The sequence below is a fragment of the Telluria sp. ZT3P26 genome (assembly GCF_059686035.1).
This window is the reverse complement of the sequence record NZ_JCASII010000002.1, coordinates 462,877-487,701: the sequence shown is the minus strand read 5'-3', so window position 1 is coordinate 487,701 and position 24,825 is coordinate 462,877. Positions and strand designations below refer to the sequence as shown.

Genomic DNA, 24,825 nt, shown 5'->3' with positions numbered 1-24,825 from the left:
TGTATTGCTAGCCCATACCACCATGTCAGAGATCTCCACCAAACCCTACCTGCTGCGCGCCATCTACGAATGGTGCACCGACAGTGGCTTCACGCCTTACCTCGCAGTCAAGGTCGATGGATCGACGACGGTGCCGATGGAATACGTCCGCAAGGGCGAGATCATCCTGAACATCAGCTTCGGCGCCACCTCGGCACTGAAGATGGATAACGACGCAGTCCACTTCCGTGCACGCTTCAATGGCGTGTCGCGCGAAATCTACATCCCTGTGCACAATGTGCTGGCGATTTATGCCAACGAGAATGGCCAGGGGATGGCGTTCGAAGTGGGGGCATTGCCTGCTGCGTCGTCGGATGGGTCGTCGCCTGAAGTGGGGTCTGCACCTGCAGGACCAGCGCTGTCGGCGGTGCCGTCCAAGGGCGTGGATTCGCCGGTGGTGCCGGATACGGAAGTGTCTGCGCCTGCGTCGGGTGGCGATGACGAGCCACCGAAGAAGGGTGGACGACCGACCCTCACGCGGATCAAATAGCGTATAATTCTTGCTCTAAAGATCACGCCGGCTTAGCTCATTTGGTAGAGCAGTTGATTTGTAATCATCAGGTGGCCAGTTCGAAACCGGCAGCCGGCACCAGTTAGTCAAGCAAAAAGCCCAATCCTCAGGATTGGGCTTTTTGCTTTTTGGGCGCTATGTAACCTGTGTCAACGTGAGATCAGGATTGGTTCAGGGGACCCGCAGGCAGTCCATCTTTTCAGGGTCGCACACGTCGTTCATGCTGCCTCGCGCAGTTGCAGTGACGACTGTGGCCGGCGCCTGGACATCGACTTGCCTGCGTCACTGGTCATCTGGTTGTCCCCGCCAACCTTAAATACAGACACTGCCGACACCAGACTGTGTGCCTGCTGATTCAGGGCATCTGCCGCATTGGCCATCTGTTCGACGAGCGATGCGTTTTGCTGGGTGCCGCGATCCAGTGCCATGACTGTCTCGCCAACGCTGCTGATGCTCGTGGTCTGCTCACGCGTTGCCGTGCTGATTTCGCTGATCAGCTCGGCGACACTTTTTACTTCGCTGACGATCGCGGTCATTGCCTCACCAGCGTTTGACACCATGCCCGCGCCCGAGCCGATCATGCCGACGCTGTCAACAATCAGTACCTTGATTTCCTTGGCCGCCTGCGCACTGCGCTGCGCCAGTGCGCGAACCTCACTCGCCACGACGGCAAACCCCCTGCCCTGCTCACCCGCACGGGCTGCCTCGACTGCTGCATTCAACGCCAGGATGTTGGTCTGGAAAGCGATGCCGTCAATCACCGAAATGATGTCTTCGATCTTTTTCGAGCTTGCCGTGATTTTTTGCATCGTGATGACGACTTCATCGACCATGGAGCCGCCGTTTTCAGCAGCCGCGCGCGCACTCAACGCCAGATCACTGGCACGGGCGGCGGTGTCGGCATTGACCCGGATGGTACCGGTGATTTTCTCCATCGCGTTGGCGCTTTCCTGCAATTGCCTGGCCTGCTCCAGAGTGCGTGCCGATAAATCCTTGTTTCTGTCCGCAATCTCCGTGGAACCAGATTCGATCGTATCGGAGGAACGACGCACACTATTGACGATCGTTGCCAGTGATTGCTGCATGTCGCCGAGTGACGCCATCACACTGTTTTCCGGCGCGGTCGCTGCTTCCGGTAACGTACCCAGGTCGCCGGACCGGACCTGATTCGCTGCTTTTCTCAAATCGTGCGGATCGGCACCCAACGAGCGATGAAGACTGCGTTTTATCAAGCGTGAAAGGGCAATCGCCGTGACGACGGCAACCAGCGACACGCAGATCAGCAACAAGCGCTTGGCACGGAATTTCTCGGCTGATTTCTGGATTTCGCTTTCTGCGGAACTGGCGATCAATTTCGCATATTCGCCCACCGTGGCAATCAGTTTCTTCAACAAAGGCTGGCACTCGGCATTCATTTTTTCAGTCGCTTCAGACTTCTTGCCATTCAGTGCCATCTCGACGATAGACAGCGCAATAGGGCCATACCGCTGCTCGATACTGACCAATTCGTCATAGAGCTGATGCTCCCTCGGCGTCGCTTTCTTGTCCAGATCAAGCAATTTCTTGAGCAACGCCATGCGGTCTTTCACGCGCTCGTGGGCGGCCATGACGGCAGCCTTTTCGGCAGCAATGTCGGCAGGCGCATTCAACAGAATAAGGTTACGCGCTGCAATTGCCCTTGCACTCACGGCTGACCTGACATCACGTGCAACGCTGCCGCGATTGAACTCGTCGCCCACAAACCCGTCAAAGTTGGATTGCGCTTCACTCAAGCTGAATACGGCCAGCGCAGAAATGGCGACAATAATTGAAACGAGCGTAGCGAAAGCAATTGTCAGTTGTCGGCTAAGACGCTGCTTGAAAAAATACATGATGACCTCGCATTAAAATGCATCACGCTGCCGGATGTTTTTCCCCGCAATGAAATAACACCTGTCGACAAGCCGGTTTATGTTCGTGAAACCAGAACGTTCTTCAGGAACTTGTAAAAATTAGAAGCAACATGAGAAATCAAACACAAAACAAATGTTTGGTATTTCCAATGAATACATGACGTGGGGGCGGGTGTTGATATACGTTGCCATTGCAGCAGGTATGAAAAGCGACTTGTGGCATAGGTGTCCCAACGCGTGAATGTAAGCGATGACTATGGCCCAAGCTTATATCAATTTCCCACCGGAAAGTTTCACCTCGTTATCATCAACATGTCACGGTGTGGCGAAAGCCCGACAAATGCGGTTCAGTGTTTCAAGTTATCCACGGTGACGACCACCCCATGCGTCTTGTCATCATTTTGACGACGAGCCCAGCTCACCATCCCGCGTATCCCATGTCTGCTGTATGTCGAGCAACTCCGGCAGTGTCCGGTGAAACACGTCCACCAGCGCCGGATCGAAATCCGTTCCTGATCGCTCATCCACATAAGCGAGGATTTTGTCGAGAGGCCATGCTTCCTTGTACGGGCGCTGCATGCTCAGGGCGTCGAACACGTCGGCAAGCGCCACCAGGCGCGCCGATTGGGGAATGGCGTCGCCGGAGAGGCCGGCCGGATAGCCGCTGCCGTCCCATTTCTCATGGTGATGCAATGCCACCTCGGCGGCGAGCTGGAACACCTGCGCTGCGCTTTTACTGAGAATGTCGTACCCGATCTGTGGATGGGTTTTCATGATGGCCCACTCGGCATCATCCAGTGGCCCGGGTTTGCGCAGAATGGATTGGGGAATACCGATCTTGCCGGTGTCATGCATCGGCGCTGCCAGTTCGAGCTGCTCGCTGTCTTCGGCGCTCCACCCTGCTCCTTTGGCAAGCGCCTTTGCATAGGCGGCCATGCGCCAGATATGCGCACCGGTATCGGTATCGTTGAAATGCCCCGCCTGGCCCAGCATCGAGATCGCCTCACGGTAACTTCTGGCCAGCAGTTCAGCCCGCACCTGGGACAGATGGCTGGCCACGCGCGCGCGCACGATCGGCGGCGACACTGGTTTCGTGATGTAGTCGACGCCGCCAGCGAAAAAACCGGCGGCTTCGTTCACAGGGTCGGCGTACGCCGTCACGAAGATCACCTGGATCGTCCCGGTCGTATCGCTCTGCTTGATTTTAAGGCAGAGGTCGTAGCCGTTGATGTCTGGCAGGCCGATGTCCAGCAACACCATCGCTGGCCGGTGCTTGTGGAGCGCGGCCATCGTTTCGGCGCCGTTGCGGGCAAACACCAGGGTGTAGTCATCGCTGAGCACCTGGCGCATCATGGCCAGGTTGGCGGGCTCATCGTCGACAAGTAAAATGACCGGGCGACTCATGGGCGGCTGCCATGCGCAATGGCCGGCGCGATTGATCTCGCGCCGGCGTAGCAGGCAAACAGGCCTGCCTGATCAACATAGGTCCCGAGGTATCGTACACGTGGAAATATTTTCGAATTTCTCAACATGCCTCCGAAGCGTCGCGCCATCTGCAAGCGTGGCAACCAGATTTTCACCTGCCTGCAAGATTAACTATTACTCTACACGATGACGAAAACCATGTGCGTTTTTTCCGCTTCGCGCGCTGCCTGAATGTGGTCTTGCGTACCATGCGCATGGCCCAACGCCCGTTCAACAATTACAATCCGCAAGTTTAGTTTGACCGTCAATTGACCCGATGCTATAGTCGGGCAAAGCCAATGGTAACGTTTCCAACGTGCCAAAAAAACATGGCACTGAACGGAGACAAGATGGTCAAATCCCGCAACCTGGCAGCAGCCTGCGCATGGTTGTGCGCCGCTGCAGGTGCGCTGAGTATCGTACTCGGTAGCGCGCCAGCCAGTGCGGCCGCACCGAAAGCAGAAGTCATCCACTGGTGGACCTCCGGCGGCGAATCGAACGCCGTCAAGCAGGTCGCCCAGGCGTTTCGCAATGCCGGCGGCGTGTGGGTCGACAGCGCCATCGCGGGCGGCGACCAGTCGCGCGCCGTCACCATCAACCGCATCATCGGCGGCAATCCGCCCACCGCTGCGCAGTTCAACACGTCCAGGCAGTTCACCGACGTCATCGAGCAGAATATGCTCAACAACGTCGATGCCGTCGCCAAGGCCCAGGACTGGGACCGCATCCTGCCCGAGCCGCTGATCGACGTCATCAAGCACGATGGCCACTACTACGCGGTACCGCTCAATATCCACATGCAGACGTGGATCTGGTACTCGAAAGCCGCATTCAAGAAAGCCGGCATCACGCGCGAACCGGCGAGCATGCCGGAACTCTTTGCCGCGCTCGACAAACTGAAGGCCGCAGGTCTCATCCCGCTGGCCCATGGCGGCCAGTCGTGGCAGGAGACCGTGCTGTTCTCGGCGCTGCTGGCCAATATCGGCGGGCGCAATCTGTACCTGAAAGTGATCCGTGACCGTGACCAGGCCACGATCCTCTCGCCCGCGTTTCGCGACGTGCTGCTGGCCTTCAAGCGCATGAAGTCGTACGTCGATCCGGGTGCACCGGGGCGCAACTGGAACGACGCGACCGCGCTGGTCATCAGTGGCCGTGCGGGCTTCCAGGTGATGGGCGACTGGGCCAAGGGCGAATTCACCAACGCCGGCCAGCTGCCCGGAAAGCACTATGGCTGCATCGCCGGCCTCAAGCCCGACACGCCGTACCTGATGCAGGGCGATGTCTTCGTTTTCCCGCGCACCGACAAGCCGGACGCCATCAAGGCCCAGCAACTGCTGGCGCAAGTCGTCTCGCAGCCCGCATTGCAGATCGCCTTCAGCAAGCTGAAAGGCTCGATCCCCGTTCGTCTGGACGCCCAGTCCAATGAGCTCGACCTGTGCGCGCAAAAGGGCGTGGCCATCATCAAGGACCGCTCGCGCCAGGTCGGCGTGACCGAGGTCTATCTGACGCCCGACCAGAACGGGGCAATGCAGGACATCCTGACCGCGTACTGGAATATGGACACGCGCGTCGAGAAGGTCCAGCGCAGCATTGCCCGCGCCCTGAAGTACTGACGCCATGCACGCATCCCGACTCTCTCGACACCTCAGTCCCCATATCGCCCTGCTGCCGATGGCGCTGACGGTGCTGCTGGCCTACGTCGGCGGCGCGCTGTGGACCCTGCGCACGTCATTCACCGCCTCGCGCACCTTCCCGTCCGATAAATTCATCGGCGTGGCGCAGTACGTGCGCCTGTTCGACAACGAGCGCTGGCTGCTCTCGCTGCATAACCTGGCCGTCTACGGCGCGGTGTTCATCGTCGCCTGCATGGTCATCGGCTTCCTGCTGGCCGTGTTCATCGACCAGAACGTCAAGGGCGAAGGCCTGCTGCGCACCGTGTTCCTGTATCCGTATGCGATGTCGTTCATCGCCACGGGCCTGGTGTGGCAATGGCTGCTGGCGCCTGGCAGCGGCATCGAAGGCGCCGTGCGCCAGCTGGGGTTTCCCGGTTTTTCGTTCGACTGGATCGTGCACCAGGACCTGGTGATCTACACCGTCGTCATCGCCACCGTGTGGCAGGCTTCAGGCCTGGTCATGGCGCTGATGCTGGCCGGCCTGCGCGGCATTGATCCCGAGATCTACAAGGCCGCGCGCCTGGATGGCATTCCGGCCTGGCGCGTGTACCTGCAGATCGTGCTGCCGATGCTGGGGCCCACCGTGGCGACCGTGTTCCTGCTGCTCTCGACCGCCGTCGTCAAGCTGTTCGACGCCGTCGTCGCGATGACGCAGGGTGGGCCCGGCATCGCCAGCGAAGTGCCGGCCAAGTTCATCATGGACCACCTGTTCCTGCGCTCGAACATCGGCCTGGCGTCGGCCGGCGCCGTGACGCTGCTGGTGCCGGTGCTGGCCCTGCTCGCGCCGTATGCATATGCGCGCAGCCGCCGCGCGCGCCTGAGCGGAGGCCACGCATGACAGCGCGCCTCTCGCCTGCCCGCATCGGCATCTACGCTTTTTTGCTGAGCGCCGCCCTGTTCTTTTTGCTGCCGCTGTACGTCATGGTCATCACGTCGTTCAAGCCGATGGCAGAGATCAGGATGGGCAATGTGTTCGCCCTGCCCGGCGTGGCCACGCTGGACCCGTGGCGCGCAGCCTGGGGCGCGGTCAGCCAGGGCTTCTGGAACTCGGTGGCGATCGCGGTGCCCAGCACCGTGATCCCGATCCTGCTTGGCGCGATCAATGGCTATGCGCTGTCGTTCTGGCGCCCGCGTGGCGCGAACCTGCTGTTTGGCGTGCTGCTGGCCGGCGCCTTCATCCCGGTGCAGGTGATGATTTATCCGTTGGTGTGGATGATGGCGCATGCCGGCGTCTTCGGCTCGCTGCCGGCGATCGTCGTCGTGCACGTCATCTTCGGCATGCCGCTCATGACGCTGCTGTTCCGGAATTACTATGCGTCGGTGCCGCACGAGTTGTTCCAGGCTGCGCGCATCGATGGCGGCGGTTTCTGGCGCATCTTTTTGCAGGTGATGCTGCCGATGTCGCTGCCGATCATCGTCGTGGCCGCGATCATGCAGGTCACGGGCGTCTGGAACGATTACATCCTGGGCCTGGTGTTCGCTGGCCGCGAGAACCTGCCGATGACGGTGCAGCTCAATAACGTGATCAACACCACCACCGGCACCCGCATGTACAACGTGAACATGGCCGCCACCATCCTGACGGCCGCCGTGCCGCTGGTGATCTACTTCATCTCCGGACGCTGGTTCGTGCGCGGTATCGCCGCCGGCGCCGTGAAAGGCTGACCCTCATGTCGAATGTCCATCTGCGCAAACTGTGCATCACCCGCGGCAACAACGAGATCATCCGCGACCTCGATCTGGAGATCGCACCGGGAGAATTCCTGGTGCTGCTCGGTCCATCGGGCTGCGGCAAATCCACGCTGTTGCACAGCATCGCGGGCCTGATCGATGTCTCGGGCGGCGCCATCGAAATCGGCGGGCGTGACATGAGCCATGCCGATCCGAGCGAGCGCGGGATCGGCATGGTGTTCCAGTCATACGCGCTGTACCCGACGATGACGGTCGAGAAGAACATGTCGTTCGGCCTGCGCATCGCCGGCACGCCGAAAGCCGAAGTGACGCGCCGCGTGCGCCACACGGCCGAGATGCTGCAGCTGGGCGCCCTGCTCGATCGCAAGCCGGCGCAGCTCTCGGGCGGCCAGCGCCAGCGCGTCGCGATCGGGCGCGCACTGGTGCGCGAAGCGGGCGTGTACCTGTTCGACGAGCCGCTGTCGAACCTGGACGCCAAGCTGCGCGCCGAACTGCGGCGCGAACTCAAGCTGCTGCACCAGCGCCTTGGTTCGACGATGATCTACGTGACGCACGACCAGGCCGAGGCGATGACGCTGGCCACGCGCATCGTCGTGATGCAGGGTGGCCGCATCCAGCAGATCGGTACGCCGGCCGAGGTCTACGAGACGCCGGCAAACCGCTTCGTGGCGGGCTTTCTCGGTTCGCCGTCGATGAATTTCATCGAGGGCAGCCTCGATGCGGCCGGGGGCTTCCGCGCCGGGGGCGTCACGCTGCAGCTCGCGCGCCCTGTCGCGGCGGGCGCTGTGACGCTGGCTGCGCGTCCCGAACATCTCCGGATCGACGACCAGGGCCCGCTGCAGGCCAGCGTCACGCTGGTCGAGCCGATGGGTAATCACCAGGTCGTATGGCTCGACTGCGCTGGCCAGGCATTGTCCGCCATCGTGCACGATGCGCGGCCGCTGGCAGCCGGCCAGTCGGTGCGTTTTGCGATCGACGCGCAGCGGGTGTCGTTGTTCGACGGCGCAACCGGCGATCGCCTGCAATCAGGGATGCCATAGTCAGATGAATACAGTATGCTTGGCGGCTCTTTTGATCCACTCATCGAACAGGAATCGCACGTGGCGACAATCAAGGACGTAGCGCGGCTGGCCGGCGTCGGTCTCGGCACCGCCTCGCGCGTGGTCAGCGGCAAAGGCTCGGTCTCGCCTGCCACGCTCGAGCGCGTGCGCAAGGCGATCGACGAACTGGGTTTCCGCCCGTCGCACGCGGCGCGCGCCCTGCTGTCCGGCACCAGCCGGATGGTCGGCGTGTATATCCCGGTATTGTCGGGCACCTTCTACACGCCGATCCTGCAGATCATCGATACCGAATTGCGCGCCGCCGGCCTGCACATGGTGGTGGCCTTTGGCGTGGGCCTGGGCGACGCGCGCAACCAGGCCATCGAAGGCATCGAATTTCTCATCGAGCGCGGCTGCGATGGCCTGATCATGATGACCAGCGCGCTGACCGATGACGACATCGCCGCGCTGGGCGCCAAGCGCCGCACGATCGTCTCGCTCAACCACGATTTCGCCGACCTGCCCGGTCAGTGCTTCACGGTCGACCACGCGCTCGGCGGGCGCCTCGCGGCGCGCACACTGCTCGATCATGGCCACCGCGACATCGCCGTCATCGCCGGCCCGAATGCGCTGATCGACAACGTGGCGCGTGTCGATGGCTTCATGCACGAACTGCTGGCCGAAGGCCTCGATACCGACAAGGTCTGGATCGCCGAAAGCGACTTCTCGCCGCAGGGCGGCTGGCTGGCGGCCAAGGCGCTGGTCGAATCGAAGACGCCGTGCACGGCGCTGTTCTGCGCCAACGACGAGATGGCCGTGGGCGCGCTGTCGTACTTCCAGGAAGCCGGGATCAGCGTGCCGCGCGACCTGTCGGTGATCGGCTACGACGACACGCCCAGCGCCGAATTCGCAGCGCCGCGCCTAACGTCGGTGCACATGCCGTGGCGCGAGATGACGCTGGCCGGCATCAACGCCCTGCTCAATCGCTGCTATGACCTGGGACGCCCGGTGACGCGCACGTTCCCCGTGGGCGTGACGATGCGCGCATCGCTGGCCAGGGCCGCAGGTAGCAAGGCCAAATCCAAAGCCAAAGCCAAACGCGAGGGCAAGAAAACATGACGTCGCTGGCGCAGCCAGCACGGGCCGCGCGCGGCCATTTTTTGGACACGAACTGGAAAGCTTTCCAAACGACTTGGATGTTTTCCCGAACATTTTATTCAGACCTTATTGACCAGATAGAGCGAGACCCATGACCACTGCCAACCGCCCCGAGCCACAAGCGCCGCAGCGCAGCGATTTTGCCCGCGACTTTTTGTGGGGCTGCGCCACATCGTCCTACCAGATCGAAGGCGCCGGCCGCGACGACGGCCGCGTGGAATCGATCTGGGACCGCTTCGCCGTCACGCCCGGGACCATCCGCGACGGCTCCAACGGCCTGGTCGCGTGCGACCATTACCACCGCTGGCCGGAAGACTTCGACATCGCGCGCGGCATGGGCCTGAACGCCTACCGCTTCTCGATCGCCTGGCCGCGCATCTATAGCGAAGGCGGCGGCGCACCGAACCAGAAGGGCCTGGATTTCTATTCGCGCCTGGTCGACGGCATGCTCGAACGGGGCCTGCAACCATGGGCCACGCTGTACCACTGGGATTTGCCGCAAACGCTGCAGGATGCGGGCGGCTGGGAACACCGGGCGACGATCGATGCCTTCCTTGACTACACCGACGCCATGACGCGCACGCTGGGCGACCGGGTCAAGCACTGGATCACCCACAACGAGCCATGGTGCACGGCGATCATCGGCAACTTCGAAGGCTGGCATGCGCCCGGCAAGACCGACCTGAAGGCCGCGCTGCAGGTCGCGCACAATGTGCTCGTCTCACACGGCAAGGCGGTGCCGCTGATCCGCGCGAATGTGCCGGACGCGCAGGTCGGCATGGCCGTCAGCCTGCATCCGCTGCGCGCGGCAAGCGACAGCGCCGAGGACATCGCGGCCAAGGAGCGTCACGACGGCCTGCGCTACCGCTGGTTCCTCGATCCGCTGTTCGGCCGTGGCTATCCTGAAGCGACGCTCGCGCAGATCGGCGCCGCCGCGCCAGACGTCGCGCCGGGCGACATGGACGCCATCGCGGTCAAGACCGATTTCATGGGCGTGAATTACTACTTCCCTGAAACCGTCGCGCATGCCGCCGGCCACGCGCCGCTGGACGCGAAGGTGCTGCCGACCACCGAAGGCGAAATCACCGCGATGGGCTGGCCCGTGGTGCCCGAAGGCCTGGCCGAACTCCTGCTGCGCATCGAGAACGACTACCACCCGGGCCCGATGTACGTGACCGAAAACGGTTCGGCCTTTGACGACGTGGTGGGTGCCGACGGCGAGATCGACGATGTGCAGCGCCGCCACTACCTGATGCGCCACCTGGCCTCGCTCAAGGCCGCGATCGACGGCGGCGCGCCAGTCAAGGGCTACTTCGCCTGGAGTCTGCTCGACAACTTCGAGTGGGCCGAGGGTTATCTGAAGCGCTTTGGCCTCGTGCACATCGATTACGCTACGCAGCAACGCCGCCTCAAGAGCAGCGGCCAATGGTACGGCGCCTTCCTGCGCCAGGCATAAATCCTAATAACGACAACGAACGAGACAAACCATGACAGCCACGCTTCGCCCTTCCCTGCTCGCCCTTGCGATCGCCTTTGCCCTGCCCGCCTTCGCGCATGCCGCCCCGATCGACACCAACCTGGCCGACTGGCCGCGCGTGACCAGCGCGATCAGGCAAGACGCCGCGCTCGAAAAGCGTGTCCAGGAGATCGTCAGCAAGATGACGCTGGCCCAGAAGGTCGGCCAGATGACGCAGCCCGAGATCAAGACCGCCACGCCGGCCGACGTGACCAAATACTATCTGGGCTCGGTACTCAATGGCGGCGGCAGCTGGCCGAACGGGAACAAGGCGGCCAGCGCGAAGGAATGGCTCGCACTGGCGCAGGCGTACCACGACGCATCGATGAAGACCGACATGGCGATCAAGGTGCCAGTCGTGTGGGGGACCGACGCGGTCCATGGTCACAACAACGTGCCGGGCGCCACGCTGTTCCCGCACAATATCGGGCTGGGCGCGGCGCGTAACCCGAAGCTGATGCGCGAGATCGGTGCCGCCACCGCAAAGGCCGTGCGCGCGACCGGCATCGCCTGGGTGTTCGGCCCGACGCTGGCCGTCGTGCGCGATGATCGCTGGGGCCGCACCTATGAAAGCTACGCCGAGCATCCGGAAGTGGTGCGCAGCTACGCCGGCGAATACGTCAAAGGCATGCAGGGCGCGTTCAGGGACGACGCCAACACGATCGCCACCGCCAAGCACTTCATCGGCGACGGCGGCACGAAGAACGGCAAGGACCGTGGCGTGACCGAAGCCAGCGCCGTTGACCTGATCAACATCCATGGCGCCGGCTATGCACCGGCCCTGAGCGCTGGCGCGCAGACGGTCATGACCTCGTTCAACAGCTGGACCGACACCGCGACGGGCGTCGAGCATGGCAAGCTGCATGGCAGCAAAGTGGCGATCACCGACATCCTCAAGAACAAGATGGGCTTCGACGGCTTTGTCGTCACCGACTGGAATGGCATCGGCGAAGTGAAAGGCTGCCGCAACGACAGCTGCGCCCAGGCGGTCAACGCCGGCAACGACATGTTCATGGTGCCGGACGACTGGAAGGCCTTCATCGCCAACACGATCAGGCAGGTCGAGTCGGGCGAGATCCCGATGGCGCGCATCGACGACGCCGTGACCCGCATCATCCGCGTCAAGCTGCGCGCCGGCCTGTTCGACAAGAGCCCGGCCCAGAATGCGTATGCGGGCAAGGACGATGCGATGCAGGCGCGCGCGCTGGCGCGCCAGGCCGTGCGCGAGTCGCTCGTGCTGCTCAAGAACGAAGGCCCGGCCCTGCCCCTGAAGCGCGGCCAGAAAATCCTCGTCGTGGGCAAGAGCGCCGACGAGCTGTCGAACCAGAGCGGCGGCTGGTCGATCACGTGGCAGGGCACCGCCACGACGAATGCCGATTTCAAGAACGCCGACACGATCCTGACCGGCATTCGCGACGCGGCCGGCAGCGACAACGTGCGCTTCAGCGTCGACGCGAAAGACGTCGACGTGACGCAATTCGACGCGGTGATTGCCGTGATCGGCGAGCGTCCGTATGCGGAAGGCGATGGCGACATCCACCCATCCGGCACGCTGCGCCACAGCAGCCGCTATCCGGAAGATCTGGCCGTGCTGCAGGCGGTGGCCGGCAAGGGCAAGCCCGTCATCACGGTGATGGTCACGGGCCGGCCGGTGTACGGCAACGACCTGCTGAATCTGTCGGACACCTTCATCTCGGCCTGGTTGCCGGGCTCCGAGGGCAAGGGCGTGTCGGACCTGTTGATCGCAGGCGGCAAGCGCTACGACTTCCGCGGCACGCTGCCGTTCTCGTGGCCGAAGTCGGCCTGCCAGGTCAAGCTCAACGTCGGCGACAAGGAGTACGCACCGCTGTTCGCCTACGGTTACGGCCTGAAGGCAGGCACGCGCTCCAAACTCGGCAAGCTCGATGAAACGATTCCGCAAGGTGGCTGCAGCGCCGGCAATACCTTCCCCGTGTTCAGCCAGGCCGACCGCACCAGCTTCCCGCTGGCGATCCGCAGCGGCGGGCAAACCACGGTGCTGGGCGCCGACCTGAATGCGAGCTTCACGCTGCCGGGCATCGTCGTGACGACCGCCCAGGTCAACACCCAGCAGGATGCCAAGATGGGGGTCTGGACCGGGCCGGCCACGCTGGAAGCCCGCGGTGCGCGCGCCATGGTCGTGCCGGCAGCGGCGGCGAAGGACGGCGCACTGCGCTTTGACACCATGGTCGCCAAGGCGCCCACCGGCAAGGTGATGCTCGCGATGCGCCAGGGTGCGAGCGACACGGCGCTGGACGCCACGAGCCTGTTCAAGCGCCTGGCCGACGGCGGCAAGCACACGGTCTCGATTCCACTCGCCTGCTTCCAGGCCAAGGGCGTTGATCTGGCCAAGGTCGACACGCCGTTCAGCGTGACCAGCGACGGCCCGTTCACTGCAGCCTTCGCGAACATCGAGATCGCCGGCGGCGCCGCGAAAGAGGCCGACGCCGTGCGCTGCGAGGACCTGAAATGACGAAAGATCTGCGGCTGCTGGCCGACATCGGCGGCACCAACGCGCGCTTCGCGCTGCAGTCGGATCCGGCTGGCGGCTTCGACGACGTCGAGGTGCTCGCTGGCGCCAGTTACCCGACGCTGGGCGACGCGATCCGCGCCTACCTCGACGGCGCGCGTGCGCGCGGGATGGCGGTCGACAGCGTGCGCCATGCGGCGCTGGCGATTGCCAATCCGGTCGAAGGTGACGAGATCCGGATGACCAATCACCACTGGGCCTTTTCGATCGAGGCGCTGCGACAGGAACTGGGCCTGACCACGCTGTTGATGGTCAACGACTTCGCGGCGCTGGCGATGGCGCTGCCGCACCTGCCGCCCGCCGGGCGCCAGCGCATCGGTGGCGGTATTGAACTGCCCAACCGGACCATCGGCCTGATTGGCCCTGGTACGGGCCTGGGTGTCTCGGGCGTGGTCCCGGCCGGCGGACGCTGGATTGCGCTGTCGGGCGAAGGCGGCCACGTGAGCTTCGCCCCGGTCAACCGCGACGAGGTGGCAATCCTCGAGGCGCTGTGGAGCGAGTATGGCCACGTCTCGGCCGAGCGCCTGCTGTCGGGCATGGGGCTGGAGCTGATCCACTGGGCGCGCACCAGCCGGCGCATGAAGGCGGCCGACATCACGACGGCGGCCCTGGATGGGTCATGTCTTGAGTGCCAGGGCTCGGTGCGGGTGTTCTGCGCGATTCTTGGCAGCGTGGCCGGCAATGTCGCGCTGACGCTCGGGGCGACCGGCGGCATGTATATCGGCGGCGGCATCGTGCCGCGCCTGGGCGTGCTGTTCGAGCAATCGGCGTTTCGCGCGCGCTTTGAAGACAAGGGGCGCCTGGGCGACTATCTGGCGCGCATACCGACCTACTTGATTACTGAACAATATCCCGCCTTGCGCGGCGTTTCAGCTATGCTGTCGGATCAAATTTTTAGTCTGCACCAATAACGGAGAGACCATGCAGAATCCCATCCAGACCCCGACCGTGGCCAGTGCATCGACGGACGGCGAACGCAATACGCATACCGGGGCGCTGTTCATCGTCACCATCCTGTTCTTCATGTGGGGCCTGATCACGTCACTCAACGACGTCCTGATCCCGCACCTGAAATCGATCTACACCCTCACCTACATGCAGGCGATGCTGGTGCAGCTGTGCTTCTTCGGCGCCTATGTCGTCGTGTCGCTGCCGGCCGGCGCGCTGATTCGCCGCCTCGGTTACCAGAACGGCGCCGTCGCCGGCCTGCTGGTCGCGGCCACCGGTTGCGCGCTGTTCTATCCGGCGTCGAACGGCGGCTACGGCCTGTTCCTGTTCGCGCTGTTCGTGCTGGCCAGCGGGATCACGATCCTGCAGGTCGCCGCCAACCCGTACGTCACCGTCCTTGGCCCTGCGCGCACCGCCGCCAGCCGCCTGACGCTGACGCAAGCCTTCAACTCGCTCGGCACCACGGTGGCGCCGACGCTGGGCGGCCTCCTGATCCTGTCGACGGTGGCGCTGTCGGCCGAGCAGCTGGCGCTGCTGCCGGAAGCAGAGCGGATGGCGCACCGCGCCGCCGAAGCAGCTGCCGTGCAGGGCCCGTACCTGGGCCTGGCCGCAGCGCTCGCGCTGCTGGCCGTGCTGTTCGCACTGGCGCGCCTGCCGAAGATCGCGTTCCAGGACACCGCCACCGCTGCCGTCGACGGCAAGGGCGGCGCGATGGCGTACCGCCACCTGGTGCTCGGCGCGCTGGGCATCTTCCTGTACGTGGGTGCTGAAGTCAGTATCGGCAGCTTCCTGATCAACTTCATCGGCGAGCCGCACATTGCCGGGCTGTCGCATGCCGACGCGGCCCGCTACGTCAGCCTGTACTGGGGCGGCGCGCTGGTGGGCCGCTTCATCGGCTTTGCGGTGATGCGCTACGTCAGCCCGGGCAAGTCGCTGGCCGTCACCGCACTCGGTTCGATGGCGCTGGTGCTCACCGCGATCTTCACGGATGGCAGCCTGGCGATGTGGGCGATCATCGCCGTCGGCCTGTGCAACTCGATCATGTTCCCGACCATCTTCAGCATGGCGCTGCACGGCCTGGGCAAGTTTACGGGCCAGGGTTCGGGCATCCTGTGCATGGCCATCGTCGGCGGCGCGATCGTGCCGTTCATCCAGGGCATCCTGGCCGACACCATCGGCCTGCAGATCTCGTTCCTGGTGCCGGCGGCCTGCTACCTGTTCATCCTGTACTACGGCGTGAAGTACGCCGACCTGCACAAGCAGAAGGTGGTGACGGAATAAACGTCGCCGTCATCAACGAAAATGCCCGCACGTGATGCGGGCATTTTTTTTGGGCAAAGCCGGGGTCAGGTCTGACATTCGGACACGACCTCAGCCTTAGCCACTTCCAATGGCGTGTTGCCGAGTATCCGCATGGCCATGTTCAGCTAGTCCGACAGGTCGATTGTCCAGGTCGTGTCCAAATGTCAGACCTGACCCCGGCTTTTGACGCGCTTACTGTCGAGATCGTGTCCGAATGTCAGACCTGACCCCGGCTTTTGCCGGCTTTTTGGTGGGGGTTAGCGGTTCAGGCGCTTGAGCAGTTGTGCACGGACCATGCGCGATGTGTTGTCGGTCATTGGGTCGAGCAGGCCGCGTGCGCCTGGCGGGATATGCGCTGCTGTCTCGTCATTGGCTTCGAACACGTAGTGCCGGAAGAGTTCGGCCCACGCTGCGCGCTGCGCCGGTGGCAGGTCGCGCACCGTCATCAGGGCGTGCATCAGCGCGTTGTTGGGCGTGTCCATCCAGGCTGGCGACTGGCGCCACCAGTAGTTGACCAGCACATTGACGTCGTCCAGGGCCTCGACGTGGTGCCACCACATGCTGGGGATGAACAGCGCGTCGCCAGGGCCAAGTTCGGCGCTTTGCGCCTGCGCGAGCGCGTCGGCAAAGCGCGGGAAACGTTCGGGATCGGGCTGCGCGAAGTCGACCAGGCTGATGGGCTGGCCGGCGGGTGTCAGGTCGATCGGGCCGATGTACAGGTTGTGCTGCTGGCCCGGCGGGAACAGCGTGAAGCGGCGTCGCCCGGCTGCGATGCAGGCCAGGTTGTCCGGCAGGTCGTAGTGGGCGGCGATGCGGGTGCGGTTGCCGATCCAGATCGACGCCAGCGGGTCGCGCGGACCGAGGTCGACATCGTTCTCGCCTCTGAAGCCCGGCAGTGCGCCGTCGATCGTGGTCGAGCCGACGTAGATCGCGGGCGGCGCCGGCGTGGTCAGGTGCTTTGCCAGTTCATCGAGTACGGCGTCGAGCCGCACCCGCAGTGACTGGAAATTGAAGCCGTCGAGCGCGGCGTTGTAGAAGTAGCGGCCCTTGATGTCGGGCGGCCCGAGCATCGCATTGACGGTGGCGTCGCCGCACCAGCGGCGCAGGTAGTCGAGCGCTGCTTGCGGCGACTGGCGCCCTGCAGCCACCACCGGCCAGTGGGCCACCAGGCCGCGCAGCAGCAGCGGCTCGGTCGAGGCCAGGATCGTTGCATCGAGATCGGCCGGCGTCACACCGGACAGCTCGCGGATGGCGTTAGCGGCTGGCAGCATCGCGGTGATTCTTGCGGTCGATCAGGCTGCGGAAGTTCGACAGCGAGGCAAGTGCGAAGTAGATCGGTGCCAGGTAGCCCGCCGCGTGCAGTTCGGCGATGACGGCGCCATCGAGCGCGCCGAGGCGTTCTTCGTGGATCGTGAAGAAGCCGCCCAGGCGGTTCTGCGCGCCGTTGTCGAATTCGATGTCGAGCACGAATGCATCGAGCAGATCATGGCGCTTGAGCGCTTCGAGGAAGCCGACATTGGCCTGCACGCCGTTGTGGATGTTCGACAGCATGGTGCTGACCTTTTCCAGATACTCGGTGTTGCCGCCATGCGGCATGAACACCGGCTCGCCGTCGGTCGTGCTCACGCGCGGGTGGTCGAGGTCGACCTGGATCATCAGCTCGTCGCCATTGCGGCCGATGTAGAACGGCTGGCGCTCGTGCATCCATGGCACCAGCGGCGCATCCCAGCGGCCGTCCTGCAGGAACAGGTTTTCGTCTTCGGTAAAGCCCAGCAGCGCGATCGCTTCGAAGTTGGCGCCGTCTTCGAGCTGGCGGAAGATGATCGGGTAGATCCCCTGCAGCGAGCGGAATTCGTCGGCGAAGGTCGGCACCCACGCGACCTCGCTGCCCAGGCCGGGGCGGTGGCCGGCGATGATGCGCAGGTCCTTGTGTTCGATGTTGTTCAGCAGGGCGATATTGGGCATGGCTGTCTCGTTGGCGTTGTTGGAATCACTCGGTGAAACGACAACGGCGGGTCGGCTGATGCCGACCCGCCGCTGCGGTTGCAGGGCCGGTGTGCGGGAAGTCTACTCCCGAATACCGGCGCCGGCCAGATGCTGCGCGATCAGAATTTGTAGCGCGCTGCGAGCATGTAACGCGGACCCGATTGCGTCACGAACAGCACCTGCTGCTTGGTGCGGCCGTGCGTGCGCTGGATCTCGTCGGTCAGGTTGATGCCCTCGAACGACACCGACAGGTTCTTGTTGACGTTGTAGCCGATGCTCAGGTCGAGCTGGCCGTACGCTTCGACATAGTTCGGGTTCGGGCCCGAGCCGTCGAAGGTCGACGACAGGAACTCGTCGCGCCAGTTGTAGGCCGCGCGCACGTTCCACTTGTCGTTCTCGAAGATACCCACCAGGTTGGCCGAGTCGCCCAGGCCGACCAGTGCGAACTGCTCGCCCACGCTGCCGTTGTCGTACTTCAGGCCCGAATTGACGTAGGTGTAGTTGGCCTGCACGCCGAAGCCGCTGTTGCCGAACATGTGCTGGAGGTTGAATTCCAGGCCGCGGATGTTCGCCTTCTTCTGGTTCGAGTACGACGTGATGCGGAAGTTCGCAACCGGATCGGTGCCGATGGCCGTGATGGTACCGGTGGCATCGCCCGACGCGTTGTTCGGTCCCGCGACCACGCCCGGCTGGCCGTTGAAGTTACGGAAGATGTAGTTGCGGATGCAGGTGGTGTCTGCCGTCGTGCAGCTGCCCAGCGCCGCATTCCAGTAGGCGCCGCCCACCGGCGTGCGCACGCCGAACGGCTGGGCGATGATCTGCGACTGGCCGGCGTAGTTCTCGAGCTGCTTGCGGAAGTGGTTGACCGAGATGAAGCTCTGGCGGCCGTAGTACCACTCGAGCGCCAGGTCGAAGTTCTTCGACTTGACCGGCTCCAGCGCCGGATTGCCCTGCGAGCCGGTACCGCCTTCGACGCGCGCCAGCGTGTCGAGCACCTGGCCGCCGGCGATCTGGTCGTAGCGTGGACGGCCAATGGTGTGACCGTAGCTGAAGCGGCCCTTGATGTCGTCGCGCAGCGCGATGTCGGCATCAAAGCTTGGCAGCACGTGGCTGTAGTTGCCTTTCAGCGTCGTGAAGCCGGACTGGCCGAACACCACCGGCAGCTCATTCTGCGAGACCCAGCTGATCGCGATCGGGGTCGGCACCAGTGCGGTAGAGCTGACGTCCGTCTTCTCGTAGCGCACGCCGAGCGAGGTATTGATCGGGAAGCGCGTGTCCCATTCGGTGTTGAACTGCAGGTACAGGCTCTTCGATTTCTCTTCGGTGCGGCGGTCGGTGTCGTAGGTGGTCTTCGGCACGTACAGCTGCGGCAGGCCGGAGGCCTGGGCCACGATGTCGCGGATCTGGCCGAAGTTGAAAGTGTGGAAGCGGTCGAACAGGGCCGGGTTGTCGCTGCCGTTGACCTGATCGAAGTACTTGCCCAGGCTGTCGACGGTAAACAGGCTGGCCGGATAATCGGAAGCCTGCGTCGCGCCGCCCCAGGTGTCGCGCTGCTGCACCGAGAACGCCGAGCGGTAATCGACCTTGGTCGCGCCCAGGCCGAACTTGACTTCGGAGGCTTCCAGCACTTTCCAGCTGCCGTGCGTCTGGATCTGGTCGACTTCGGTCTTCATGTAGCCGTTCTCGAACACCGAGCCGGTGACCTGCTGCGGCGCGCGCGCGTAGTCGGCGCCCTGGATGCTCAGCACCGGGAAGTCCTGCGAGAAGTCGGCGGTGGTGTTGCCGCGGCTGAAGCTCGCAGTGCCGATCACGTTGCTCGAACCCCACGGGCTGTTCGGCGTCGATTCGGCCGACGAGCTGTGCGCATCGAGTTCGAAGCGCAGCTCGGGCGTGACGCGCCAGACGGTGTTGAAGCCCAGCGATTTGTTTTCGCTGCGGGTCGCAAAGTCCGACACGCCCATGGCGATGTCGGCGTTACCGGCCGGGATGAATTCGGTGTAGGTCAGCGGACCGGCGATCGGGCCATCGGTCCAGCTGCTCGACGACGGGCCGAAGTTGAACCACGCCGACATGTCGTTGCGGCGGGTGTGGATCTTGTTTTCCGAATAGGTGTAGTCGAGGGTGCTGGTGATCGACTTGTTCGGAGCGAACTGGAACACGACCTGGCCGTTGGTGCGCTCGCGCTGCACGCCGCTCAGGTTGTAGTTCAGGTTCTGCGGGGTCTGGTACAGGTCGGTCGGACCGGGACGGTTCGTGATCAGCTCCGAGCCTGGCTGGCCTGGCAGCGGAATCGCGCCGTAGGTTGCCTGGTCGCCGCGGAACGGGCCCTTCCAGCCATTGGCCACCGACGCGCGGTTGTAGCCCAGGTTACGTTCCTGGTAGCTGGCCGACAGGCCGATGCCGAAGCGGCCGTCGGCCGACGTGTTCGAGTAGATGCCCGAGATTTCAGGGGTGACCTTGTTGCCGTGCTGGAGACCGTCCGGCAGGTTGGTGGCCGACGTGTCGTGCACGCCCTTAATGCCGATGCTGGCCTGCATGCCAGGGCGCGACAGCGGGCGCGCGGTGATCACGTTGATGGTCGCACCGACGCCGCCGGTCGGGGTCTCGGCGCGGCTCGACTTGTACACCTGCAGCTGCGAGATCGCTTCGGACGCGATGTTGGCGAAGTCGAATGCGCGGCCATTGCGGTCGCCCAGGTTCGACACCGGCATCTGGCGGCCGTTGAGCAGCACCAGGTTGAAGTCGGGGCCCACGCCGCGCACGGTGATCTTCGAGCCTTCGCCGATTTCGCGGTCGATCGACACGCCCGAAATGCGCTGCAGCGATTCGGCCAGGTTCGTGTCGGGGAATTTGCCGATGTCTTCGGCGACGATGCCGTCGACGAAGCCCTGCGCATTGCGCTTGAGGTTCATCGACGATTCGAGACTGGCGCGCAGGCCGGTCACGACAACGGTCTGCGTGCCGTTTTGCGCCGGACCGGTGATCGATGCGGTCGGGTTGCTGGCCGCGTCGACCGCCTGGTCAGGGGCGCTGGTGGCGGTTTCGGCTGGCGGCATGCTGGCCGCTTCCTGGGCGAACGCCGGCATGAACGCCGCGCATGCGCTGGCAACTGCCAGACTGATCAAGGTCTGTTTAGCCTTTGGGTAGTACATGTCTTCTCCTGTTTTTATAAATATGACCGTGCTCAGACACGGTGTCTCCGCCATCCGGATGCGTCGCCGCTGCCCCCGGGTACTGCCTTTCAGACCCGGGCGCCTCGTTGCCCGGCTACACGCCACCATGTGGTGCAGCGAGACCGATCGGCTGGTGCCGATGGCCTCGCTACGTGAATCGCCGGGTGCGCGCTGCACTGTGTCATGTGTCCTCGGCTCCTTGGCGCACCGCGCCAATCGGGGATCGAAGGGAATCTGTCTGTCACATGGAAACGTTTCCATGCAGTGATCTGAATCTTAGAGTTATGAAAATAAATTGTCAACGGAATATTCTGTTACCGCGTCAATAGGGGTGACGCAGTTTTGCAACACTTTGGTGCGCCACGCACGGCAACCCGCCCGCACCAGCGATGGATGGCGGGCGCGCCGCCTGCATTGACGGGAGGTCTTCGGCACGCTATAGTCGGCTTGACGTTTTGGTAACGTTTCCAAACTGGAGCATGCATGCACCATTTTCTGGCCTTCTGCGCACGGCGCGCCTCCCGCAGCACCCTGCTTGCCGCTGTCTGTGTCATCTGTGCCGCCAGCGCGCATGCTGCAGCACCAGCACCAGTAACAGAACCCGCGTTTTCCTGGCCCGGCGGCGCGCGCGCCGCAGTCAGCCTTGCCTACGACGACGCGCTCGACTCGCAGCTCGACAACGCGCTGCCGACGCTGGACCGCTACGGCATCAAGGGCACCTTCTACCTGCAGTTATCGAGCCCAGCGGTGGCAGCACGTTTGCCGGCATGGCGTGCAGCGGCCGCCCGTGGGCATGAACTGGGCAACCACAGCCTGTTCCACCAGTGTTCCAGCAAGGGCACAGACCGCGGCTGGGTCGCCGCGCATCGCGACCTCGCCACCACCACCCGCGCACAGATGGTCGACCAGGTCCTGCTGGCCAACACGATGCTGGAAGCGATCGACGGCCGGCGCGATCGCACCTACACGGCGCCCTGCGGCGACGTGCAGGCGCTGGGCGGCGACTACCTGCCGGCACTGCGCCCGGCATTCGTTGCGATCAAGGCGGGCAACGGGCCCGGCGTGCCGGCATCGATGGCGGCGGTCGATCCATATCAGGTTGCGTCGGTCGGCCCGGTGGGCGCCAGTGGTGCAGAACTGATCGCACTGGTGGAGCAGGCGGTCGCGCGCGGCACCATGGTCGCCTTCACCTTCCACGGCATCGGCGGCGACCATCTGAGCGTGTCGGCGCAGGCGCATGAAGAACTGGTGCGCTACCTGGCCGCGCACCGTGACGTGGTCTGGACCGACACGTTCGTGGGCATCATGCAGCACGTCAAACAGGCGCAGGCGCGCCCGCCCGGCTGGACGCTGGCCTGGAGCGATGAATTCAACGGCGCAGCACTCGATCGCACGCTCTGGACGCCCGAGACGGGCGGCCATGGCTGGGGCAACAACGAGATGCAGTTCTACACGGCGCGGCCCGAGAACGTGCGCGTCGAGGATGGCCACCTGGTCATCGAGGCACGCAAGGAGCGCTACCAGGGCAAGGACTACACGTCGGCGCGGCTCAAGACGGCCGGCCTGAAAGAGACGCAGTACGGGCGCTTCGAAGCGCGCATCAAGGTGCCGAAGGGCCAGGGCATCTGGCCGGCGTTCTGGATGCTGGGCGCGGACATCGGCAAGGTCGGCTGGCCGCAGAGCGGCGAGATCGACATCATGGAAATCATCGGCAAGGAGCCGCGCAATGTCTACGGCACGCTGCACGGACCGGGCTACTCGGGCGAGCACGCGTTCAGCAAGCCGGTCGCGCTGGAGGGCGCCGACTATGGCGACGATTTCCACGTGTTCGCCGTCGAATGGGAACCGCAGGCCATCCGCTGGTACCGCGACGGCGTGCACTACCACACCGCCACGCCGGCCCTGGTGAAAGGCGACTGGGTCTTCGAGCACCCGTTCTTCGTGTTGCTGAACCTGGCCGTCGGCGGCTACTGGCCCGGTTACCCGGACAGCACGACCGTGTTCCCGCGCCGGATGCTGGTCGATTATGTGCGGGTATATCGCAGGGACGCGACCAATTCAGCGCAGCGCCACTAACGCCGTTCCACCGGCGCTCAGCGGCAGCGCGGTGCCGTAATGCGCCAGGTCGCGGCCCAGCACCAGGCGCAGGTTGGCCGGTGCGCTGCGCCCGACTTCCTGCAGGTGCACGCTGCCCACGCGCTGCGCCAGGCGCCGGGCCGCATCAACGTGCGCTGCGTCGTATTCGATGCGCGTGTGGCGCACCGCAAACCCGGGCTGGTTCGACAGGCGCGTGACGCGCAGGCCAGGCGCATCGATCTGGCGCGCCAGCGCGCGCGCCATGCCGGTCACGCCATTGCCATTGCGGATCTCGAGGCGGGCCACGGCTAGCCGCAGTGAACGCGGCTGCACAACAGGTACGCTTGCCGGTATGCGGCGCAATTCCATCATGCCGTCCACGCCGACATGGATCTGCGCCTGCGCCCAGCCGGGTCGTGGCGCGTCCAGTGCCTGGTCGAGCGTGGCGACGCTGGTCTGGCTGCCGGTCGCAGCAAAGTCGGCGCGCAAATCGTGCTGGCGCAGCGACGCCGCCTGGCGCAGCATCTGCTGCGCGCGTGCACCCTGTCCCAGCGCGGCCAGCGCCTCGCCCAGCGACTGCCATGAATCTGCCACCAGCGGATCGAGCAGGCAGGCACGTTCCAGTGACACGCGGGCCGCATCGACATCGCCACTGCGCAGAGACGCGTTGCCCAGGTCGGCAAACCGCTGGGCGGCCTCCGGTCCGGCATCGGCTGGCAGCGCTGCGGTCAGGTCGTGCCAGGTGGCGTGCGACCCTGGCGCCTGCAGCGGCGCGCACGCCACGAGGCCGGCGCACAGCCAGGCCAGCCGGATCAATCGGGCGCTATCGTGAATGGTCGGGCGCATGGCGGGCTCCTTCGGTTCAGCGCGCGCTGGCCAGCGCGCTCATGGCACGGGAAATCTGGATCGCCGCCGGTCCCAGCAGGACCATCATCAGCGTCGGGAAGATGCAGAAGATCAGCGGGAACAGCAGCTTGAGGCCGATGCGCGCGGCGGTTTCTTCGGCGATCATGCGCCGCTTGTGGCGCAGGTTGTCCGCATACACGCGCAGCGCGTCGCCCACGCTGGTGCCAAAGCGCTCGGACTGGATCAGCATCGCGACCAGCGTGTCGACATCGTCCACGCCGGAGCGCAGCGCGAAGTTGCGCAGCGCCTTTTCCTTGCTGAAGCCGGCGCGCATTTCCATCAGGACGATCTGCATCTCCTGGGCCAGCAGCATGCTCTTGATATGGATTTCGGCGGCCACCTTGACCAGCGCGCGCTCCAGGCTCAGGCCCGCCTCGACGCATACCGTCAACAGGTCGAGGGCATCGGGAATGGTCTCGAAGATCTCACGCCGGCGCCGCTTGACGCGGCGCGCCAGCACGACATTGGGCAGGTAGTAGCCAACTGCGGCGCCGCCCAGCAGGATCATCAGCATCATGCGGCCCGAGGTCCCGCCGCGCCACAGCAGCACGGGCGTCAGGACGGCGGGCGCAAGCAGCACCAGCACGGTCTTGGCCGCGAAGTACAGCGTCGGCGCCGCCGGGTTGCGCCAGCCGGCGTTCATGAACCGGGTGCGCAGCGTCGATTTTTCCCAGCCCTCTTCGGGAATTGACAGGCGGGTGAGCGGCCGGGCGACGCTGGCAATACGCTCGATCCAGCGCAGGCGCGGCACGTCGCCGACGCCCGATGCGGCGCGCTGGCCGAGAAACTGGCGCAGGCGTTCGCGCAAGGCGACCGGCGCGAACAGGGCCAGCGCCACCCAGCACAGCGCGCAGACCACGACGAACACGACCAGCAGGAACGACAGTTGGGTGATCTTCAT

At 64.2% G+C, this 24,825-nt stretch carries 18 protein-coding genes and 1 tRNA gene; 12 read left to right on the top strand and 7 right to left on the bottom strand.

Features of this window, described 5'->3' with window-relative positions; translation table 11 throughout:
• The first annotated feature begins 22 nt into the window (after positions 1-22).
• Together AC56LN_RS09965 and AC56LN_RS09960 are read left to right on the top strand one after the other, a co-directional pair.
• Positions 23-529, top strand: coding sequence for a ClpXP protease specificity-enhancing factor (locus AC56LN_RS09965; RefSeq protein WP_499571378.1), 507 nt, complete (start codon positions 23-25; stop codon positions 527-529).
• A gap of 26 nt (positions 530-555) precedes the next feature.
• Positions 556-631 (top strand) — tRNA-Thr (locus AC56LN_RS09960).
• Between the two features lie 137 nt (positions 632-768).
• Here AC56LN_RS09960 and AC56LN_RS09955 read toward each other — a convergent pair.
• Positions 769-2,421 carry a methyl-accepting chemotaxis protein gene (locus AC56LN_RS09955; protein ID WP_499571376.1) on the bottom strand — a complete coding sequence of 551 codons (1,653 nt, stop codon included), beginning with the start codon at positions 2,419-2,421 and terminating at the stop codon, positions 769-771.
• Positions 2,422-2,838: 417 nt separating this feature from the next.
• The gene (locus tag AC56LN_RS09950) at positions 2,839-3,846 is read right to left on the bottom strand and encodes a response regulator (protein ID WP_499571375.1); all 1,008 of its coding nucleotides are present in this window, start codon (positions 3,844-3,846) and stop codon (positions 2,839-2,841) included.
• Between the two features lie 410 nt (positions 3,847-4,256).
• Here AC56LN_RS09950 and AC56LN_RS09945 point away from each other — a divergent pair, with 410 nt between their 5' ends.
• From AC56LN_RS09945 to AC56LN_RS09905, 9 genes are all read left to right on the top strand, one after another.
• A complete protein-coding gene (locus AC56LN_RS09945) occupies positions 4,257-5,519 on the top strand; it encodes an ABC transporter substrate-binding protein (RefSeq protein WP_499571373.1) in 1,263 nt (420 codons plus the stop codon).
• Between the two features lie 4 nt (positions 5,520-5,523).
• On the top strand, positions 5,524-6,417 hold the full coding sequence (locus AC56LN_RS09940; RefSeq protein WP_499571371.1) for a carbohydrate ABC transporter permease: 894 nt from the start codon (positions 5,524-5,526) through the stop codon (positions 6,415-6,417).
• The gene (locus AC56LN_RS09935; protein ID WP_183554619.1) at positions 6,414-7,244 is read left to right on the top strand and encodes a carbohydrate ABC transporter permease; all 831 of its coding nucleotides are present in this window, start codon (positions 6,414-6,416) and stop codon (positions 7,242-7,244) included. The genes AC56LN_RS09940 and AC56LN_RS09935 overlap by 4 nt, the downstream gene beginning before the upstream one ends.
• 5 nt (positions 7,245-7,249) lie before the next feature.
• Complete coding sequence (locus AC56LN_RS09930; protein ID WP_499571369.1) at positions 7,250-8,311, top strand: ABC transporter ATP-binding protein; 1,062 nt, start codon at positions 7,250-7,252, stop codon at positions 8,309-8,311.
• Between the two features lie 60 nt (positions 8,312-8,371).
• Entirely contained in the window at positions 8,372-9,430 is a 1,059-nt protein-coding gene (locus AC56LN_RS09925) for a LacI family DNA-binding transcriptional regulator (protein WP_499571367.1), read from the top strand.
• Positions 9,431-9,560: 130 nt separating this feature from the next.
• Positions 9,561-10,925: a GH1 family beta-glucosidase gene (locus tag AC56LN_RS09920; protein WP_499571365.1), complete on the top strand. Its 1,365-nt coding sequence runs from the start codon at positions 9,561-9,563 to the stop codon at positions 10,923-10,925.
• A gap of 31 nt (positions 10,926-10,956) precedes the next feature.
• Positions 10,957-13,476, top strand: coding sequence for a glycoside hydrolase family 3 protein (locus tag AC56LN_RS09915; protein ID WP_499571363.1), 2,520 nt, complete (start codon positions 10,957-10,959; stop codon positions 13,474-13,476).
• Entirely contained in the window at positions 13,473-14,444 is a 972-nt protein-coding gene (locus tag AC56LN_RS09910) for a glucokinase (RefSeq protein ID WP_499571361.1), read from the top strand. Before AC56LN_RS09915 ends, AC56LN_RS09910 begins: the two co-directional genes overlap by 4 nt.
• Before the next feature lie 10 nt (positions 14,445-14,454).
• A complete protein-coding gene (locus AC56LN_RS09905) occupies positions 14,455-15,762 on the top strand; it encodes a sugar MFS transporter (RefSeq protein ID WP_499571359.1) in 1,308 nt (435 codons plus the stop codon).
• A 278-nt stretch (positions 15,763-16,040) separates the two neighbouring features.
• Here AC56LN_RS09905 and AC56LN_RS09900 read toward each other — a convergent pair whose 3' ends face one another.
• The 3 genes from AC56LN_RS09900 to AC56LN_RS09890 form a co-directional block, all read right to left on the bottom strand.
• On the bottom strand, positions 16,041-17,054 hold the full coding sequence (locus tag AC56LN_RS09900) for a cupin-like domain-containing protein (RefSeq protein WP_499571357.1): 1,014 nt from the start codon (positions 17,052-17,054) through the stop codon (positions 16,041-16,043).
• Positions 17,038-17,748, bottom strand: a complete 711-nt coding sequence (locus tag AC56LN_RS09895; protein WP_499571355.1) for a SapC family protein — start codon at positions 17,746-17,748, stop codon at positions 17,038-17,040. The genes AC56LN_RS09900 and AC56LN_RS09895 overlap by 17 nt, the downstream gene beginning before the upstream one ends.
• A gap of 140 nt (positions 17,749-17,888) precedes the next feature.
• Entirely contained in the window at positions 17,889-20,921 is a 3,033-nt protein-coding gene (locus AC56LN_RS09890; protein WP_499571353.1) for a TonB-dependent receptor, read from the bottom strand.
• A 504-nt stretch (positions 20,922-21,425) separates the two neighbouring features.
• Here AC56LN_RS09890 and AC56LN_RS09885 point away from each other — a divergent pair.
• Complete coding sequence (locus tag AC56LN_RS09885; protein WP_499571352.1) at positions 21,426-23,018, top strand: family 16 glycosylhydrolase; 1,593 nt, start codon at positions 21,426-21,428, stop codon at positions 23,016-23,018.
• On the opposite strand, the gene AC56LN_RS09880 is transcribed toward AC56LN_RS09885, so the two are convergent.
• Entirely contained in the window at positions 23,001-23,864 is an 864-nt protein-coding gene (locus AC56LN_RS09880; RefSeq protein ID WP_499571350.1) for a LytR C-terminal domain-containing protein, read from the bottom strand. The two genes, AC56LN_RS09885 and AC56LN_RS09880, sit on opposite strands and share 18 nt — an antisense overlap.
• Positions 23,865-23,880: 16 nt before the next feature.
• A complete protein-coding gene (locus AC56LN_RS09875; RefSeq protein WP_499571348.1) occupies positions 23,881-24,825 on the bottom strand; it encodes a type II secretion system F family protein in 945 nt (314 codons plus the stop codon).